We start from the raw sequence: 16111 nt of genomic DNA, 5'->3' as shown, positions 1-16111 counted from the left end.
GCCACTTCATGGCGTTCACCCGTGCCACCGGGAAGCACCGTGCCCCGAGCCGACTGACGCGCAGGAGCGCGAAGGTCGTCGGCGTCGCGGCTCTGGCCACCACCGGCGTCATCGGCGGCATGGCCGCTCCGGCCCTCGCCGCCGACTCCGAGGCCCTCTCCGCGAGCGACACCGGCCTCAACCAGGTCATCGCCATCGAGAAGACCCTCGCCGGCCGGATCGACGCCCAGGCCGACGCGCAGCAGCACCAGGCCGACGTCGCGGCGAAGGCGAAGGCGGAGGCCCAGCGGAAGGCCGAGGCCCAGCGGAAGGCCGAGGCCAAGAAGAAGGCCGAGGCGAAGGCCAAGGCCGACGCGAAGCGCGCCGCCGAGGCCCGTGCCGAGAAGGCGCGCGCCGCCCGGTCCGCCGAGCGCACCCGGCTGGGCTCCTTCCAGCTCCCGGTCGCCGGTTCGTACGTCACCACCGGTTACAAGTCCAGCGGCTCGCTCTGGTCCTCCGGCAGCCACTCGGGCATCGACTTCCACGCCGCGTCCGGCAGCTCCGTCGTCGCCGTCGGTGCCGGTACGGTCGTCGAGGCCGGCTGGGGCGGCGCGTACGGCAACAACATCGTGCTCCGGATGACGGACGGCACGTACACGCAGTACGGCCACCTCTCCTCGATCGGCGTCTCCGTCGGCCAGAGCGTCGGCGCGGGCCAGCAGATCGGGCTCTCCGGCTCGACCGGCAACTCCACCGGACCGCACCTCCACTTCGAGGCCCGGACGACGCCGTCGTACGGCTCCGACATGGACCCGGTCGCGTATCTGCGCGCCCACGGCGTCGGCGTCTGACCGGCGCCCCACCGCAGCACCTCGTCGAAGGCCCCGCATGCCGGGGCCTTCGGCATGCCCGCCGTCTGCCCGCGGACGGCGACCGCCCGTCGAACCGCCCCGTGGCCAAAAGATATTCATGAATTTCTGCCCGGCGTCGGAAATGCGGCCGCATTGCAATAGAGTCGCAGAACAGGCGTCGACCGGCCGCGTTTCGCGGGGATTGAGGCGGAGGTTCGGACATGCGCATTCCGGCGCATTCGGTATGTACGGCAATCCGTGACGAGATCGTCTCCGGTGTCTTCGAACGCGGCAGCCGTCTCACGGAGGAGTTGCTGGCACGCCGTTACGGGGTCTCTCGCGTTCCGGTACGGGAAGCGCTGCGCACCCTGGAGTCCGAGGGCTTCGTGGTCACCCGCCGGCACGCGGGTGCCTGCGTCGCCGAGCCCACCGAGCTGGAGGCGGCCGACCTGTTGGAAGTCCGGATGCTGCTGGAGCCGCTGGGCGCCGCACGTGCCGCGCAACGCCGCACCGAGGCGCACCTCAAGGTGCTGCGCGGTCTCGTGCGGCTCGGCCAGGACCGGGCCAGGCGGGGCGAGAGCGGGGATCTGCGCTCGCTGGGCGGCTGGTTCCACGAGACGCTGGCGCAGGCTTCCGGCAGCCCCGGCCTGATCGCGCTGCTCACCCAGCTGCGACACAAGATCGCCTGGATGTACGCGGTCGAGCAGCCGGCCGGGCCGGTGGATTCCTGGGCCGAGCACGGTGCCATCGTGGACGCGGTGGCGCGCGGCGACGCGGAGCGGGCCAGGGCGCTGGCCGCCCATCACGCGGAACGGGCCGCCGCCGCGCACCGGCTGCGCCGGACCGACCGGCCGGGCCGACGGCCCGCCGCTCCCCGCACCGGGCGCGTGAGGACCTCGCAACATTCCGTAAACACCGCAGGTGTCCGGCATTAACAATTACGCCGTATACAAAGAGGTGTGATTTCGCGAGGCCATTCCGTCCTGCCTGAAATTGGCGTGCCGGAATTCCGTGTGCTCCCCCGGGCGGCCCGTTCCGGGAAAACGAAAGAGCCACGGCTCCGGTTCAGGGTGCCGCGGCTCTCTCGGGGAAATTGTTTCAGACGGTCTCCGGGAGCTCCTCGAGCCCCTCGGTGACCAGCTTCGCAAGACGGTCCAGGGCGGCTTCGGAGTCGGCGGCCTCGGAGGCGAGCACGATCTCCTCGCCACCCTGCGCGCCGAGGCCGAGGACCGCGAGCATGGAGGCCGCGTTCACCGGGTTGCCGTCGGCCTTGGAGATCGTCACGGGGACGCCGGAAGCCGTGGCGGCGCGGACGAAGATGGAAGCGGGGCGGGCGTGCAGGCCCTCGGCCCAACCGACGTTGACGCGGCGCTCAGCCATGGTTCTGCCCTTCACGAATCAACAGTTGTCTAGACCAGTCTCTCACGCGGTGCGCAGTGCTCCGGCCGACCCGGGGAACGCCCACAACGCCTGGTGAACCGCCGATCGGCCCTCTCAGACTGCCCCGGCCCCGAGACCTACGCGACCGCTGGCGGAGCCGTAGTCTTTGCCCATGCAGCCCGCGCCGGAGCAGAGTCCGCATCACGCCTATCCCGACCACTGGGAAGCGGACGTGGTGCTCCGCGACGGAGGCACCGCGCGCATCCGGCCCATCACCACGGACGACGCCGAACGGCTGGTCAGCTTCTACGAGCAGGTCTCCGACGAGTCGAAGTACTACCGGTTCTTCACCCCGTACCCCCGGCTGTCCGACCGGGATGTGCACCGCTTCACCCATCACGACTACGTCGACCGGGTGGGTCTCGCCGTCACGGTCGGCGGCGAGTTCATCGCGACCGTCCGCTACGACCGGATCGACGAGCGCGGCAGGCCCGCCTCCGCACCCGCCGACGAGGCCGAGGTCGCCTTCCTCGTCCAGGACGCGCACCAGGGCCGGGGCGTCGCCTCGGCGCTCCTCGAACACATCGCGGCCGTCGCCCGCGAGCGCGGCATCCGCCGCTTCGCCGCCGAGGTGCTGCCCGCCAACAACAAGATGATCAAGGTGTTCCGGGATGCCGGATACACCCAGCAGCGCAGCTTCGAGGACGGCTCCGTCCATCTCACCCTGGACCTCGAACCGACCGCCGAGTCCCTCGCCGTCCAGCGCGGCCGTGAGCAGCGGGCGGAGGCGCGGTCCGTGCAACGTCTGCTGGCCCCCGGCTCCGTCGCCGTCATCGGTGTCGGCCGGACCCCCGGCGGTGTCGGCCGCACGGTCCTGCGCAACCTCCTCGGGGCCGGCTTCACCGGACGTACGTACGCCGTGAACCGCGCCTTCGCCGCCGACCGGGCCACGGTCGACGGCGTCCCCGCCCACCGCTCGATCGGCGAGATCGGCGAACCGGTCGACCTCGCGGTCGTCGCCGTCCCCGCCGACCGGGTTCCGGAAGCCGTCGCGGACTGCGGCGAGCACGGCGTCCAGGGTCTGGTCGTCCTCTCCGCCGGATACGCCGAATGGGGCGCCGAGGGCCGGGAACGGCAGCGTGAACTGGTCCGTCAGGCCCGCTCGTACGGAATGCGGATCATCGGCCCGAACGCCTTCGGCCTCATCAACAACGCGGAAACGGTTCGGCTGAACGCCTCGCTCGCCCCCGAGCCGCCCGCCCCCGGGCGCATCGGCCTCTTCACCCAGTCCGGAGCGATCGGCATCGCGCTGCTCTCCGGGCTCTACCGGCGCGGCGCGGGCCTGTCCACCTTCATCTCCGCGGGCAACCGCGCCGACATCTCGGGCAACGACTTCCTCCAGTACTGGTACGAGGACCCCGACACCGATGTCGCCCTGCTGTACCTCGAATCGCTCGGCAACCCCCGCAAGTTCACCCGCCTCGCGCGGCGCACCGCGGCGGTGAAGCCCGTGGTCGTGGTGAAGGGCGCCCGGCACAGCGGCTCCACTCCGCCCGGCCACGCGGTGCCGATCAGCCGGATCCCGGACGCGACGGTCTCGGCGCTCATGCGGCAGGCGGGCGTGATCCGGGTCGACACGGTGACGGAGATGGTCGACGCGGGTCTCCTCCTCGCCGATCAGCCGCTGCCGGCCGGCCCCCGGGTCGCGATCCTCGGCAACTCCGAATCGCTCGGCCTCCTCACGTACGACGCCTGCCTCGCCGAGGGGCTGCGCCCGCGCCCGCCCCTCGACCTCACCACCGCCGCCACCCCGCAGGACTTCAGGAACGCCCTGGCCGAGGCCCTCGCCGACGACGGCTGCGACTCGGTGGTCGTGACGGCGATCCCGTGGGTGGGCGAGGACGGCGAGGCGGAGGCGGGCGACGGAGAAGTGCTCGCGGCCGCGCTCCACACGGCCGCTGCCGCAGGTCCGGCCAAGCCGGTGGCCGTCGTGCACGTCGAGATCGGCGGGCTGGCGGAGGCCCTCGCCGCGGCCACCAGCACGGTCGCGCAGCCGCGCCCCTCGGCGCAGCCTTCCTCGGCCCCGGCCGCGCCCCCCGCACGCACCGGAGCCGCCAATCCGGCCGACCCCGGCCCGGCGCCCGCCTCCCCGGCATCCGCAGCCCCCCTCGCGGGCGATGGCGCCCCGGGCACCCGCATCGGCCGGATCCCCGCCTATCCCGCCGCCGAACGGGCGGTGCGGGCCCTGGCCGAGGCGGTGCGGTACGCGCAGTGGCGACGCCAGGCCGCCGTGCCCGGCAAGGTGCCCGAGTTCCTCGACGACACCATCGACGAGCCGGGCGCCGCCGAGCTCATCGACACCCTCCTCGGCCCCGACCCCGACCCGCGGGGCCGGCCGCTCGCACACGAGGAGGCCCGCGAACTCCTGGGCCGCTACGGCATCACCGTACGGCCGACGCTCCCGGCGCCCGACCCGGACGCCGCCGTCGCCGCGGCGCAGTCGCTCGGCTACCCCGTGGCGCTCAAGACCACCGCGCCGCATCTGCGCCACCGGGCCGATCTCGGCGGTGTCCGGCTGGACCTCGCCAACGAGACCGCGCTGCGCCGGGCGTACGGCGAGCTGACCGGCCTGCTCGGCAAGCCCGCCGAACTCCAGCCCGTCGTCCAGGCCATGGCGCCGCGCGGCGTCGACACCGTCGTACGGGCCTCGATCGACCCGGCGGCGGGCGCCGTCCTCTCCTTCGGGCTCGCGGGCGCGCCCTCCGAACTCCTCGGCGACACCGCCCACCGCCTGGTTCCGGCCACCGACCGCGACGCCGCCGAGCTGATCCGGTCCATCCGGGCGGCCCCGGTGCTGTTCGGCTGGCGCGGCGCGGCGCCCGTGGACACCGCGTCGCTCGAAGAGCTGCTGCTACGGGTCTCCCGGCTGGTCGACGACCACCCCGAGGTGGTCTCCATCGCCCTGGAACCGGTCGTGGTCGCCACCCAGGGGCTGACCGTCCTCGGCGCGAGCGTCCGCCTCTCGCCGCCCCCGGCCCGCACCGATCTCGGCCCCCGCCGCCTCCCCAACTACTGACCCCGGCGGTGTCCGCCCCGGCCCGGACGCCGTCCCGCCCGAGGGTCCCGGTCCGCCCTGCCGCGCAACGTCCCCGGCAGTCATCCGCCCCCCGTAGGATGGTCCTCATGGCTAAGACCGGTACGACGACCCAGGGGCTGCGCGCGGCGATCGAGCGCAGTGGCTACTACCCGGCCCTCGTGGCCGAGGCGGTGGAGGCCGCCGTGGGCGGTGAGCCGGTCGCTTCGTACCTGGTGCACCAGGAGACCACGTTCGACTCCAACGAGGTGCGCCGCCACGTCACGGTCCTGGTCCTGACGGACAACCGTTTCATCGTCAGCCACACCGACGAGCAGAACGCCGACACCAGCTCCCCGACCCCGTACGCCACCACCTCCACGGAGTCGGTCAAGCTCGACCGGATCTCGTCGGTCGTGGTCAGCCGTGTCGTGGCCAACCCCGAGAAGTACGTGCCGGGCACGCTGCCCCGCGAGGTCGTCCTCACCATCGGCTGGGGCGCGGTCTCCCGGATCGACCTGGAGCCGGCCGCCTGCGGCGACCCCAACTGCGAGGCCGACCACGGCTACACCGGCAACTCCACCGCCGACGACCTGAGCCTGCGGGTCAGTGAGGCCGGCGACGGCCCGGACACCGTGCGCCAGACCCTCGCCTTCGCCCAGGCGCTCTCCGAGGCCACGGCCGCGACCGCGGCGACCGGCCGCTGATGGTTCAGCCGGCCTGGCAGGAGCCCGATCTGCTCGCCGTCGACAGCGCCCCGGTCCCGGAGTACGGCAGCGGATCGCTCGCCGACCTGCTGCCCACGCTCGTCGCCGGACAGGGCGTGCCGGGCTTCACCGCGGCGATCCCCGAACTCACCCCCGCCGACCGGAACTGCGTGTTCCTGATCGACGGCCTCGGCTGGGAGCAGATCAAGGCCCACCCCGACGAGGCACCGTTTCTGCACTCCCTGCTCCCCACCTCGCGCGGCGGCACCGGCCGTCCGATAACGGCGGGCTTCCCGGCCACCACGGCCACCTCGCTGGCCTCCGTGGGGACGGGGCTTCCGCCCGGGGAGCACGGCCTGCCCGGCTACATGGCACGCAATCCGGAGACCGGCGAGCTGATGAACCAGCTCCGCTGGAAGCCCTGGACCTCCCCGAAGGTCTGGCAGCCGTACCCCACCGTCTTCCAGCTCGCCGACGCGGCGGGCGTGCGTACCGCCCAGGTCTCCGCCCCCGCCTTCGAGCAGACCCCGCTCACCAAGGTCGCGCTCAGCGGCGGCTCGTTCCTGGGCCGGCTGTCCGGCGAGGAGCGGATGGACACCGCCGCCGAACGGCTCGCCGCGGGTGACCGGTCGCTCGTCTACACGTACTACAGCGAGGTCGACGGCAAGGGGCATCGCTTCGGTGTGGACTCCGACGCCTGGCGCGGACAGCTGATGTACGTGGACGGACTGGCACGGCGCCTGGCCGAACAGCTCCCGCCCCGCTCGGCGCTGTACATCACCGCCGACCACGGCATGATCGACATCCCGTTCGACGAGCAGTCCCGGATCGACTTCGACGAGGACTGGGAGCTGCGCGCGGGCGTCGCCCTGCTCGGCGGCGAGGGCCGGGCCCGCCATGTGTACGCCGTCCCGGGAGCCGAGAACGACGTGCTGACCGTCTGGCAGGAAGTGCTCGGCGAGCAGTTCTGGGTGGCGAGCAGGGACGAGGCGATCACGGCCGGCTGGTTCGGCCCGAAGATCGACGAACGCGTGCACGGCAGGATCGGCGACGTCGTCGCGGCGGCCCACGACGACGTGGTGATCACCGCCTCCGTCAATGAGCCGCACGAGTCCGCGATGGTCGGCATGCACGGCTCGATGACCCCCGTCGAGCAGCTCGTCCCGCTCCTCGAAGTACGCTCGTAACCGCGTTTTTCCGCCAACAGTCGCTTCCCCGCCCGAAAGGTGCTCAGTTCCTCATGCCCGAGCTTGTGTTCTTCTCCGGAACGATGGACTGCGGAAAGAGCACGCTGGCGCTGCAGATCGGCCACAACCGTTCGGCACGCGGCCTGCAAGGCGTGATCTTCACCCGTGACGACCGGGCGGGGGAGGGCAAGCTCTCCTCGCGTCTGGGACTGGTCACCGAGGCCGTCGAAGCCGATGAGGGCATGGATCTGTACGCCCATCTCGTCGACCGGATAAGCCGGGGCGGCCGGGCGGACTACGTGATCGTGGACGAGGCGCAGTTCCTGGCTCCCGTCCAGATCGACCAGCTCGCACGCATCGTCGACGACCTCGACATGGATGTCTTCGCGTTCGGCATCACCACCGACTTCCGGACCAAGCTGTTCCCCGGATCCCAGCGGCTGATCGAGCTCGCCGACCGGGTCGAGACGCTCCAGGTCGAAGCGCTCTGCTGGTGCGGCGCACGGGCCACGCACAACGCCCGGACGGTCGGCGGCGAGATGGTCGTCGAGGGCGCCCAGGTGGTCGTGGGAGACGTCAACCAGCAGGCGGGCGAGGTCGGTTACGAGGTGCTGTGCCGGCGCCACCACCAGCGCAGGACGACCAGCGCGAGCGCCCGTGCGGGCGCGCTGTCGCCGGACGTGCTGCCCGTCACCTCCGTCTGAACCCGCCCCGTCGGCGCCCTCGCGAGGCTGCTTAGGATGACGCTGTGAACACGGTGAGCGGGGAAGAGACCGGGTCCGGACCGGGCCCGCTGGGCAAGGTGCAGCCCAGACAGCTGATCGTGACCGTCTACGGGCTGTACGCACGCGACACCGACGGCTGGATGTCGGTGGCCGCGCTGATCCAGCTGCTCGCCGACCTCGACGTCGAGGCACCGACCGTCCGCTCCTGCGTGTCGCGGCTGAAGCGGGCCGGACTGCTGGAGGCCCAGTCGGTGTCCGGAGCGGCGGGATACCGGATCTCACCCGAGACCGAGCGGATACTGCGCGACGGCGATCCGCGCATCTTCGCGGCCCGGCGGGCCACCGTGGACGAGGGCTGGGTGCTGGTCGTCTTCTCGGTGCCCGAGTCCGAACGCGCCAAGCGGCACACCCTGCGCACCCAGCTCACCCGGCTCGGCTTCGGTTCCGTGTCGGCCGGGGTGTGGATCGCTCCGGGGCATGTGCACGACGAGGCGGAGTCCATGCTGGCCAGGCACGGACTGCGCTCGTACGCCGACCTCTTCCGGGCCGACTACCTGTCGGCCGGCGGGGGCGACGGAGACGAACTCGCCGCGAAGGTCCGCTCCTGGTGGGACACCGCCCGGCTCCAGCGGCTGTACGTCGAATTCCTCGCAGCGCACCGTCCGGTGGCCGAGCGGATCGCGAACGGCACCGCGGTGACGGACCGCCAGGCGTTCACGGCGTACATCGGGGTCCTCACCGACTGGCGCCGGCTCGTCTACCTCGATCCCGGTGTCGCGCGTGAACTGTTGCCCGGCGAATGGAGCGGAACGCACGCCTCCGAGCTCTTCGACGAGATGCATGCCCGGCTGGCCGGCCCCGCCCACCGGCATGTCGAACGGGTCCGGGCACGCTGACGTTCGCCGCTGCCGGGCCGCTCAGCGAGGGTCCGACCGGACGATCGTGAACACCGCGCCCTCCGGGTCCGCCACGGTCGCCACCCGGCCGCTCGCCCCCTCCCGGGGCGGCTGCAGGATGTAACCGCCGAGCTCCACCACGCGCCGGGCCGCCTCGTCGGTGTCGGCGACCTCGAAGTACGTCATCCAGTGCGGACCGCGGTCGCGCGGCAGGGCGTGGCCGACGCCGTGCAGCGAGGCCACCGGGCGGCCCGCCAGATGCAGGGTCTGGTAGTCGAAGTCGGCCGAGACGACCGCCTCCGCCTCGTAGCCGAAAACCGTCTGGTAGAACTTGCAGACCGTCGCGGTCTCGCGGGTCACCAGCTCGTTCCAGACCGGTGTGCCGGGAGCCCCGGCGAGCGCCGTGCCGACATGCGCGGCGGCCTGCCAGACCCCGAAGACCGCACCGCTGGGGTCGGAGGCGAGGGCGAGCCGGCCCGCCTCGCCCGCGTCGAGCGGCCCCACGGCGACCGTGCCGCCGCAGGACCGGATGGTCTCCGCCGTGAGATCCGCGTCGTCGGTGGCCAGATAGGTCGTCCAGGCGACCGGCAGGTGCCGGTCGGGCGGCAGCTGTCCGATGCCCGCCACCACTTTCCCGTCGATCAGCGCCCGGACGTACGGACCCAGCTGGTCCGGACCCGGCACGAATTCCCAGCCGAACAGGTCGGCATAGAAGTCCTGGGTCGCGCTCAGGCCGTGCACGATCAGACTCACCCAGCAAGGTGTTCCGGGCGTACGCGGGGCGGCAGCCTCGGTCATCGTCACTCTCTCCTCGGACCATCGGGGTGGCCGTACGGGGGGAACGGGGCCGGCGTGCCGCCATGCGGTACGGGATGTGTACGCCCCGTGCAGATGTTTGCACCACCCGGCGCACGAAGTGCTCCGGCCGCGCCGCACTTTCCGGGATCTCGACCATGGGAGACCGGTTTAGTGTGGTATGTCCGTTGCGACGGTGTTACGGGTGGGGTGGCTCCTGCGCGAGGATGGCACCCATGAAGCCCATCATCACCGCATCCGAATACGCGAGCGAGTCGGCGGGGCCACGTCCGCCGGTGCTCCTCGACGTACGTTGGCAACTGGGTGGCCCGCACGGGCGACCCGACTACGAGACCGGGCACATTCCTGGTGCGGTATTTGTCGATCTGGACGCGGAACTCGCAGGTCCGGCAGGCAGCGGCGGCCGTCACCCACTGCCCGATCCGGAGGTGTTCGGGGCGGTGATGCGCCGGGCCGGCGTCTCCCGGGAAACCCCGGTGGTCGTGTACGACGGTGGCCTGGGCTGGGCGGCCGCGCGCGCCTGGTGGCTGCTGCGCTGGACGGGGCACCCGGACGTCCGGGTCCTGGACGGTGGTCTCGCCGCCTGGCGGGGTGAACTCCAGAAGGAGGCCCCGGCCCCGGCCGAGGGCGACTTCCGGCCCGTTCCCGGTGCGCTGGCTCTGCTGGACGCGGACGGGGCGGCGGCGCTGGCCCGCTCGGGTCTGCTGCTCGATGCCCGTGCCGCCGAGCGCTACCGGGGCGATGTGGAGCCGATCGACCGGGTGGGCGGCCACATCCCGGGCGCCGTCTCGGCCCCGACCTCCGAGAACACGGGTGACGACGGCCGGTTCCTGGCCGCGGAGGTGCTGGCGGAGCGCTTCAGGGGGCTCGGCGCCGACCGGGCGGCTGAGATCGGCGTCTACTGCGGCTCCGGGGTCTCCGGCGCCCATGAGGTGCTGGCCCTGGCCGTCGCCGGCATCCCCGCGGCGCTGTACGCGGGCTCCTGGTCCGAGTGGTCCGGCGACGAGTCCCGCCCGGTCGCCACGGGGCCCGAGCCCCAGTAACGGAACGCGCGCCGACCGCACCGACCGGCATCGCGGCCCCCGGCCCCGTAAGCGCGAGGCGCGGCGGGCGCGCACGGCACGAGGGCCCGCACGCAGTGGCGTACGGGCCCTCGTCATGCCGTGGTCACCCCGCTCAGTCCTGTTTCTTGCGGCGTGTGCCGAAGACGATCTCGTCCCAGGTCGGTACGGCGGCCCGGCGGCCCGGCCGGACGCCGTCCGCCTCGGCCTGGCGGTCCGTCGTACCGGTCAGCCGGTCGCGATGACCGGCCACCGCCCGCGGCATCAGCACATCCGCATAGGCGGAACCGGCGCCCGCGGAGGCTGCCGCGGCCGGCGGTTCGTCGGCCCCCGGCTCCTGCGCGGCGGGCTCGATCGCGGGCGGCTCGGGCGGAGCCGGCCGCTCCGGCACCACCATGTCGCCGCGGAAACTCGGCACCGCCTCCAGCAGGCTGGTCAGTGAGTCGCGCTCACCGGCCGAGACGGACGCGATGTGCTCCTCGGGCTCGGGCGGGGGCGGCGGGGCCGTGGGCCGCTCCATCTGGCGGTCCAGGGCGCGGTCCAGCGGCCGGTCGCGCGGCAGCCGGGCGATCCGGGGCACGAACGGGAAGCTCGGCTCGGGCGCGGCGACATCGTCGGTCTCGCCGATCAGCGAACGCGCCTCGTCGTCCACGGCCTGGACCAGCCGGCGCGGCGGGTCGTACGTCCAGCTCGCCGAGTGCGGCTCGCCCGCGACGCGGTAGACCAGCAGGACCTCCCAGGTGCCGTCGTCCCGGCGCCAGGAATCCCACTGGACGGTCTCCTTGTCGGCGCCGCGCAGCAGCAGCCGCTCCTGCACCGCCTCGCCGAGCTGGGGGCCGGTGTTCTCGCCGGGACGGCGCACGGGAGTCTTCCGGGCCCGCTCGGCCATGAAGGCGCGCTCCGCGAGCACGGGGCCCTCGAAGCGGCGGACACGGTCGACGGGGATCCCGGCGAACTGGGCGACCTCCTCCGCGGAGGCACCGGCTCGTATCCGTGCCTGGATGTCGCGGGGGCGGAGGTGGCTCTCCACCTCGATCTCGATCTGGCCGAGCCGCGCGCGGTCGTTGCGCACGGCGGCTCGCAGCCGCTCGTCGATGGGAAGCGTGTACTCCGTGCTGTCCGCAGCCTTGAGCACCAGTCGTGTGCCGTCGTTGGAGACGGCCACGACACGCAGTTCGGGCATGGGGACCTCCCGGGTGGTGCCTGCCGACGTCACGTGCGTCGCTGCTTCCGCTAGTCGAGTGTGGCCTGCCCGGGTGCAGCCTGCCACAACATTGCCGTGTTGCCCGGCGTGTCGGGCGTGAGCCCTTGATCGCCGGTATGACACGGTGACCTATTCTGCAACAGAAAGTGACCGTTGGTCACCTCATGTAGCCAGTCCCCGTGCGATGCCGTGGCGCCGCCGGATCGAGTGCCTCCTTCGGCCCCCTCCCGAAGATCCCGGACACCCGCTCGGGAGTCCGGCCCCAGGGCTCGCCACAGTACTCCATTCGGGCCACGAGGGTGGACCACCGCGCCGCCGAAGTTCTCGTGAGGTGCGGGAGTTGAGTCGCCCGGCCCTGGGTGGTGCGCCCCTCGCGCGTGTCCTGCTTCACAGAATCCCCGGAAGCGGAACTAATCACTTCGCTCAAATGTCCCTTCCTGTTGCATGGTGGGAGAGATGTCAATCAAGGGCTGGAAATGGTGCAGAAGCCGGAAAGTGACATAGAACCCAAGGAAAGGCGTATCGATCTGAGCCTGCCGCAGGTGGCGGGCAGTGCCGTGGCGGCGGTCGCGGCAGCGGTGGCGGCCTCCCAGCTGGGTGTGTACGGAACGATCCTCGGCGCCGGAGTGATGAGCGTCGTCGCCACCTGCGGCGGTTCGGTCTTCCAGCACTTCTTCCGGCGTACGGGGGAGCAGATCCGCGAGGTCACGGTCCAGGTGAAGCACCAGGACCGTGAGGTGACCGTGCATACGCGTGAGACGAGCGGTGCGCGTGCGGCGAAGGGGACGCGACGGCCGCCGGCCGGAACTCCCGACGGAGCCACGGACGCCACCACGATGATGCCCGCCGTGGACGCCACGACCGTGCTGCGCAGGGCGGACGCCGCGACCGCGCCGAGTGACGCGGCGGACGATCCGGACCGTACGCGGATGCTGCGGCCCCTGGACGCGACCCAGCTGCTCACCACGGGGCGCCCGGACCCGGACGAGGAGTTCTCCGACGCGACCACGCACGGCACCCGGATCCGCGGCTGGAAGCGGTCGGCGCTCGGGGCGGCCGTGGTCTTCGCCCTCACGATGGCCGGAATTACCACGTACGAGCTGATCTCCGGCAACGACCTGAGCGGTGGCCAGGGCACGACCGTCGGCTCCGTCGTGCGCGGCGGGGAGCGGAGTTCCGGGTCGGACGATCCGGCGCCGTCGACGGGCACCGACCCCGGCCAGGAGCGGACGCCTGGCCAGGAGAGCGGCACGACGCCCGGTACGGACCCGCAGGGCGGCCGGAGCCAGAACCCGGACGCCGGTCAGGGCGACGGCTCCGCGGCCGATCCGACGCCCGGTCCCACGCAGTCCGGCAACACCGGTGACCGTACGAGCCCGTCCCCGGCGGCCACTCCCTCCCCGTCGGCGCCCGGCGACGGCGCCACCACCGGCACGGACCCCGCGGGCGGGGGCGCGGCCCCGGCACAGGGCGACGGCGCCACCGCCGGCACGGACACCGGTCAGTGAACAGCCCCGCGCGCCCGGGGCGCGCGGGGGGCCGTAGCGGGCCGGGAAGCCCTACTCGCCCAGGACCCGGCGCAGGTAGTCGTTGCCGAAGAGCCGGTCCGGGTCCAGCCGGTCGCGTACGGCGGTGAACTCGCCGAAGCGCGGGTACACCCCGGCGAGGTACTCGGCATCGCGGGTGTTGACCTTGCCCCAGTGCGGGCGCCCGCCGTGGGCGGTCATGATGCGCTCGACCGCCGTGAAGTACGCCTGGTAGGGCGTGCCCTTGTAGAGATGGACGGCGATGTACGCGCTCTCGCGGCCCGAGGCCGTGGAGAGCGCGATGTCGTCCGCGGGGGCGGTACGGACCTCCACCGGGAAGCTGACCCGCAGCGGCGAACGCTCGACCATCGCCTTCACCTCGCGCAGTGCCTCCACGGCGGCCTCGCGCGGCAGCGCGTACTCCATCTCCACGAAGCGGACCCGGCGCGGGCTGGTGAAGACCTTGTACGGGATGTCGGTGTACGTACGGGCCGACAGGGCGCGGCTGGAGAGCTTGGCGATCGACGGAATGGTGGCGGGGACCGCCCGGCCGAGCGAACAGGCCACCTGGAAGATCCCGTTGGAGAGGAGTTCGTCCTCGATCCAGCCGCTGACCTTTCCGGGCGGGGCGGCGGGGCCCGCGCTGCGGTTGTTGCGCTTGGTGTTGCAGTTGCCGGTGTGCGGGAACCAGTAGAACTCGAAGTGCTCGTTCTCGGCGACCAGCTCGTCGAAGTCGCCCGTGACCCGGTCGAAGGTCATCGGCTCCTCGCGTGCCGTCAGCAGGAAGACCGGCTCCACGGCAAAGGTGATCGCCGTGATGACACCCAGCGCGCCGAGCCCGATCCGGGCGACGGCGAAGATGTCGGCGTTCTCCTTCTCCGAGCACGTCAGCACCGTGCCGTCGGCGGTGACCAGTTCGAGGGCGCGGATCTGCGCGGATATGGACGCCGAGTCACGGCCGGTGCCATGGGTGCCGGTCGAGGTGGCGCCCGCGACCGTCTGCTCCATGATGTCGCCCATGTTGGTGAGCGAGAGGCCCTCGCGGGCCAGGGCGGTGTTCAGCCGCTTCAGCGGGGTGCCGGCCTCGACGGTCACCGTCATCGCCTCGCGGTCGATGTTCCGGATGCCGGTGAGCAGGTCCGGGCGGATCAGCACGCCGTCGGTGGCCGCCGTCGCGGTGAAGGAGTGCCCGGTGCCGACCGGCTTCACCCGCAGGCCGTCCTCGGACGCCCGGCGCAGCACCTCGGCGAGCTCCGGCACGGAGGCGGGGGACACGGCCCGTACCGGGCGGGCGCTGACATTCCCCGCCCAGTTACGCCACGCGTTCGTCGTCGTCCGTGCGTCGGTGTCGGTCATCTTCCGCGCGCCCTTTCTCAGGAACCGGCCCGCTGAGCCGGCGATACCCCAGGAACGCCACCGCGGCCGCGAGCGCTCCCGCCACGACGGGTACCGCGTACCCCGCCTCGGCCCCCGACGCGTCGACCACCCAGCCGGCGGCCGAGGAGCCGAGCGCCACCCCGACGGCGAGCCCGGTGCTGGTCCAGGTCATGCCCTCGGTCAGTTCGGTGCGCGGTACGTGCTGTTCGACGAGGGCCATGGTGGTGACCATCGTCGGTGCGATGGCGAGACCCGCGACAAAGAGCGCCACGGCCAGGAACGGCAGGTTCCCGGCCAGTTGGAGGGGGATCATACTCACGGCCATCGCGCACACGCCCACCAGCCACCGGGTGGATGGCTTCCCCCTGAGGTGGAGCAGGCCGAAGACCGCGCCGGCCAGGCAGGACCCCAGCGCGTACACGGCCAGCACCAGGCTCGCCGCGGCCTTGTGGCCGCGCTCCTCGGCGAAGGCCACCGTCACCACGTCGACGGACCCGAAGATCGCACCGGTGGCCACGAACGTCACCACGAGCACCTGGAGACCCCGGGAGCGCAGCGCGGAGCCGCCGGTGTGCTGCCGGCGCGGATGCGGAACCGGCTCGGTGGCCCGCTGCGCGGTCAGCCAGAGGACACCGACCAGCAGGAACCCGGCGGCCAGGAGCGGTCCCGCCTCCGGGAACCAGGCGGTGGACAGACCGATCGAGATGATCGGCCCGAAGATGAAGCACACCTCGTCGACGATCGATTCCCACGAGTACGCGGTGTGCAGCTCGCGCGGCGAACCGCGGTAGATCTCCGCCCAGCGGGCCCGGATCATCGAACCCACGCTGGGGACGCATCCGGCGCCCGCCGCGAAGACGAAGAGCGTCCAGTCGGACAGTCGCTGCTGCGCGCAGATCAGGAGTCCGGCCACCGCGGCCAGCGCGACGAGGGTGGCGGGACGCAGGACGCGGCGCTGCCCGTGCCGGTCGACGAGCCTGGAGATCAGCGGCCCGAGCACCGCCGCCGACATCGCCAGCGTCGCGGAGAGCGCGCCGGCGAGTCCGTAACGGCCGGTGAGCTGGGAAATCATGGTCACCACGCCGATGCCCATCATGGACAGCGGCATCCGGCCGAGGAATCCGGCCGCCGAGAACCCCTTGGTGCCGGGGGCGGCGAATATCGCGCGGTAGGGACTGGGCAAGGAGGGCTCCGGAACAGCGTGATCGCACACGCCTGTCATACGTGAAGGTAACCGATACAGCTTACGGTCGGGGCGATCGGTCCGACAGTGGGGTGGGCCCGGGGCAGATGTCGGTGGGAGGGCTGTCCGAGGAGGGTGGCAGGATC

General features: G+C 72.3%; 14 protein-coding genes. 9 read left to right on the top strand and 5 right to left on the bottom strand.

Annotated elements, in window-relative coordinates:
• Positions 1 to 8: 8 nt before the first annotated feature.
• Together OG520_RS09815 and OG520_RS09810 are read left to right on the top strand one after the other, a co-directional pair.
• Positions 9 to 830, top strand: coding sequence for a M23 family metallopeptidase (locus tag OG520_RS09815; protein ID WP_406012914.1), 822 nt, complete (start codon positions 9 to 11; stop codon positions 828 to 830).
• 221 nt (positions 831 to 1051) lie between these two features.
• Positions 1052 to 1765, top strand: coding sequence for a GntR family transcriptional regulator (locus tag OG520_RS09810; protein WP_406012913.1), 714 nt, complete (start codon positions 1052 to 1054; stop codon positions 1763 to 1765).
• Positions 1766 to 1928: 163 nt separating this feature from the next.
• Here the strand turns inward: OG520_RS09810 and OG520_RS09805 are convergent, their stop codons facing one another.
• Positions 1929 to 2210: an HPr family phosphocarrier protein gene (locus tag OG520_RS09805; RefSeq protein ID WP_399330458.1), complete on the bottom strand. Its 282-nt coding sequence runs from the start codon at positions 2208 to 2210 to the stop codon at positions 1929 to 1931.
• Positions 2211 to 2382: 172 nt separating this feature from the next.
• On the opposite strand from OG520_RS09805, the gene OG520_RS09800 reads away from it, so the two are divergent.
• The 5 genes from OG520_RS09800 to OG520_RS09780 all read left to right on the top strand — a co-directional run bounded on the left by OG520_RS09800 (position 2383) and on the right by OG520_RS09780 (position 8798).
• Positions 2383 to 5286, top strand: coding sequence for a GNAT family N-acetyltransferase (locus OG520_RS09800; protein WP_406012912.1), 2904 nt, complete (start codon positions 2383 to 2385; stop codon positions 5284 to 5286).
• 107 nt (positions 5287 to 5393) lie between these two features.
• Entirely contained in the window at positions 5394 to 5990 is a 597-nt protein-coding gene (locus tag OG520_RS09795; RefSeq protein WP_266427777.1) for a DUF5998 family protein, read from the top strand.
• On the top strand, positions 5990 to 7177 hold the full coding sequence (locus tag OG520_RS09790; RefSeq protein ID WP_406012911.1) for an alkaline phosphatase family protein: 1188 nt from the start codon (positions 5990 to 5992) through the stop codon (positions 7175 to 7177). Before OG520_RS09795 ends, OG520_RS09790 begins: the two co-directional genes overlap by 1 nt.
• Positions 7178 to 7230: 53 nt before the next feature.
• Positions 7231 to 7881 carry a thymidine kinase gene (locus OG520_RS09785; protein WP_266427783.1) on the top strand — a complete coding sequence of 217 codons (651 nt, stop codon included), beginning with the start codon at positions 7231 to 7233 and terminating at the stop codon, positions 7879 to 7881.
• A 44-nt stretch (positions 7882 to 7925) separates the two neighbouring features.
• Entirely contained in the window at positions 7926 to 8798 is an 873-nt protein-coding gene (locus tag OG520_RS09780) for a PaaX family transcriptional regulator C-terminal domain-containing protein (RefSeq protein ID WP_399330464.1), read from the top strand.
• Positions 8799 to 8819: 21 nt separating this feature from the next.
• On the opposite strand, the gene OG520_RS09775 is transcribed toward OG520_RS09780, so the two are convergent.
• Positions 8820 to 9596: a VOC family protein gene (locus OG520_RS09775; RefSeq protein WP_406012910.1), complete on the bottom strand. Its 777-nt coding sequence runs from the start codon at positions 9594 to 9596 to the stop codon at positions 8820 to 8822.
• A gap of 233 nt (positions 9597 to 9829) precedes the next feature.
• Between OG520_RS09775 and OG520_RS09770 the strand changes: the two genes are divergently transcribed.
• The gene (locus tag OG520_RS09770; RefSeq protein WP_399330468.1) at positions 9830 to 10657 is read left to right on the top strand and encodes a sulfurtransferase; all 828 of its coding nucleotides are present in this window, start codon (positions 9830 to 9832) and stop codon (positions 10655 to 10657) included.
• Between the two features lie 133 nt (positions 10658 to 10790).
• Here OG520_RS09770 and sepH read toward each other — a convergent pair whose 3' ends face one another.
• Positions 10791 to 11858 (bottom strand): septation protein SepH, encoded by a 1068-nt coding sequence (gene sepH, locus OG520_RS09765; RefSeq protein WP_266427795.1) that lies wholly within the window; start codon positions 11856 to 11858, stop codon positions 10791 to 10793.
• A gap of 497 nt (positions 11859 to 12355) precedes the next feature.
• Between sepH and OG520_RS09760 the strand changes: the two genes are divergently transcribed.
• The gene (locus OG520_RS09760) at positions 12356 to 13387 is read left to right on the top strand and encodes a hypothetical protein (protein ID WP_406012909.1); all 1032 of its coding nucleotides are present in this window, start codon (positions 12356 to 12358) and stop codon (positions 13385 to 13387) included.
• Between the two features lie 51 nt (positions 13388 to 13438).
• Here OG520_RS09760 and OG520_RS09755 read toward each other — a convergent pair whose 3' ends face one another.
• Both OG520_RS09755 and OG520_RS09750 read right to left on the bottom strand, forming a co-directional pair.
• Positions 13439 to 14761: a D-arabinono-1,4-lactone oxidase gene (locus OG520_RS09755; RefSeq protein ID WP_406012908.1), complete on the bottom strand. Its 1323-nt coding sequence runs from the start codon at positions 14759 to 14761 to the stop codon at positions 13439 to 13441.
• Complete coding sequence (locus tag OG520_RS09750; protein WP_406012907.1) at positions 14718 to 15965, bottom strand: MFS transporter; 1248 nt, start codon at positions 15963 to 15965, stop codon at positions 14718 to 14720. Before OG520_RS09750 ends, OG520_RS09755 begins: the two co-directional genes overlap by 44 nt.
• Between the last annotated feature and the right edge of the window lie 146 nt (positions 15966 to 16111).

Origin of the sequence: Streptomyces sp. NBC_00984 (assembly GCF_045162475.1) — a bacterium.
In the GTDB taxonomy this organism is placed as follows: Bacteria; Actinomycetota; Actinomycetes; order Streptomycetales; family Streptomycetaceae; genus Streptomyces.
This window is presented reverse-complemented; position numbering and strand designations above follow the sequence as displayed.

Bases quoted from the DNA above. Each gene is read 5' to 3' on its own strand.
- OG520_RS09815 (WP_406012914.1), top strand. From the start codon at position 9: ATGGCGTTCACCCGTGCCACCGGGAAGCACCGTGCCCCGAGCCGACTG.
- OG520_RS09760 (WP_406012909.1), top strand. From the start codon at position 12,356: ATGGTGCAGAAGCCGGAAAGTGACATAGAACCCAAGGAAAGGCGTATC.
- OG520_RS09805 (WP_399330458.1), bottom strand. From the start codon at position 2,210: ATGGCTGAGCGCCGCGTCAACGTCGGTTGGGCCGAGGGCCTGCACGCC.
- OG520_RS09800 (WP_406012912.1), top strand. From the start codon at position 2,383: ATGCAGCCCGCGCCGGAGCAGAGTCCGCATCACGCCTATCCCGACCAC.
- OG520_RS09775 (WP_406012910.1), bottom strand. From the start codon at position 9,596: ATGACCGAGGCTGCCGCCCCGCGTACGCCCGGAACACCTTGCTGGGTG.
- OG520_RS09790 (WP_406012911.1), top strand. From the start codon at position 5,990: ATGGTTCAGCCGGCCTGGCAGGAGCCCGATCTGCTCGCCGTCGACAGC.
- OG520_RS09810 (WP_406012913.1), top strand. From the start codon at position 1,052: ATGCGCATTCCGGCGCATTCGGTATGTACGGCAATCCGTGACGAGATC.
- OG520_RS09755 (WP_406012908.1), bottom strand. From the start codon at position 14,761: ATGACCGACACCGACGCACGGACGACGACGAACGCGTGGCGTAACTGG.
- OG520_RS09785 (WP_266427783.1), top strand. From the start codon at position 7,231: ATGCCCGAGCTTGTGTTCTTCTCCGGAACGATGGACTGCGGAAAGAGC.
- OG520_RS09770 (WP_399330468.1), top strand. From the start codon at position 9,830: ATGAAGCCCATCATCACCGCATCCGAATACGCGAGCGAGTCGGCGGGG.
- sepH (WP_266427795.1), bottom strand. From the start codon at position 11,858: ATGCCCGAACTGCGTGTCGTGGCCGTCTCCAACGACGGCACACGACTG.
- OG520_RS09795 (WP_266427777.1), top strand. From the start codon at position 5,394: ATGGCTAAGACCGGTACGACGACCCAGGGGCTGCGCGCGGCGATCGAG.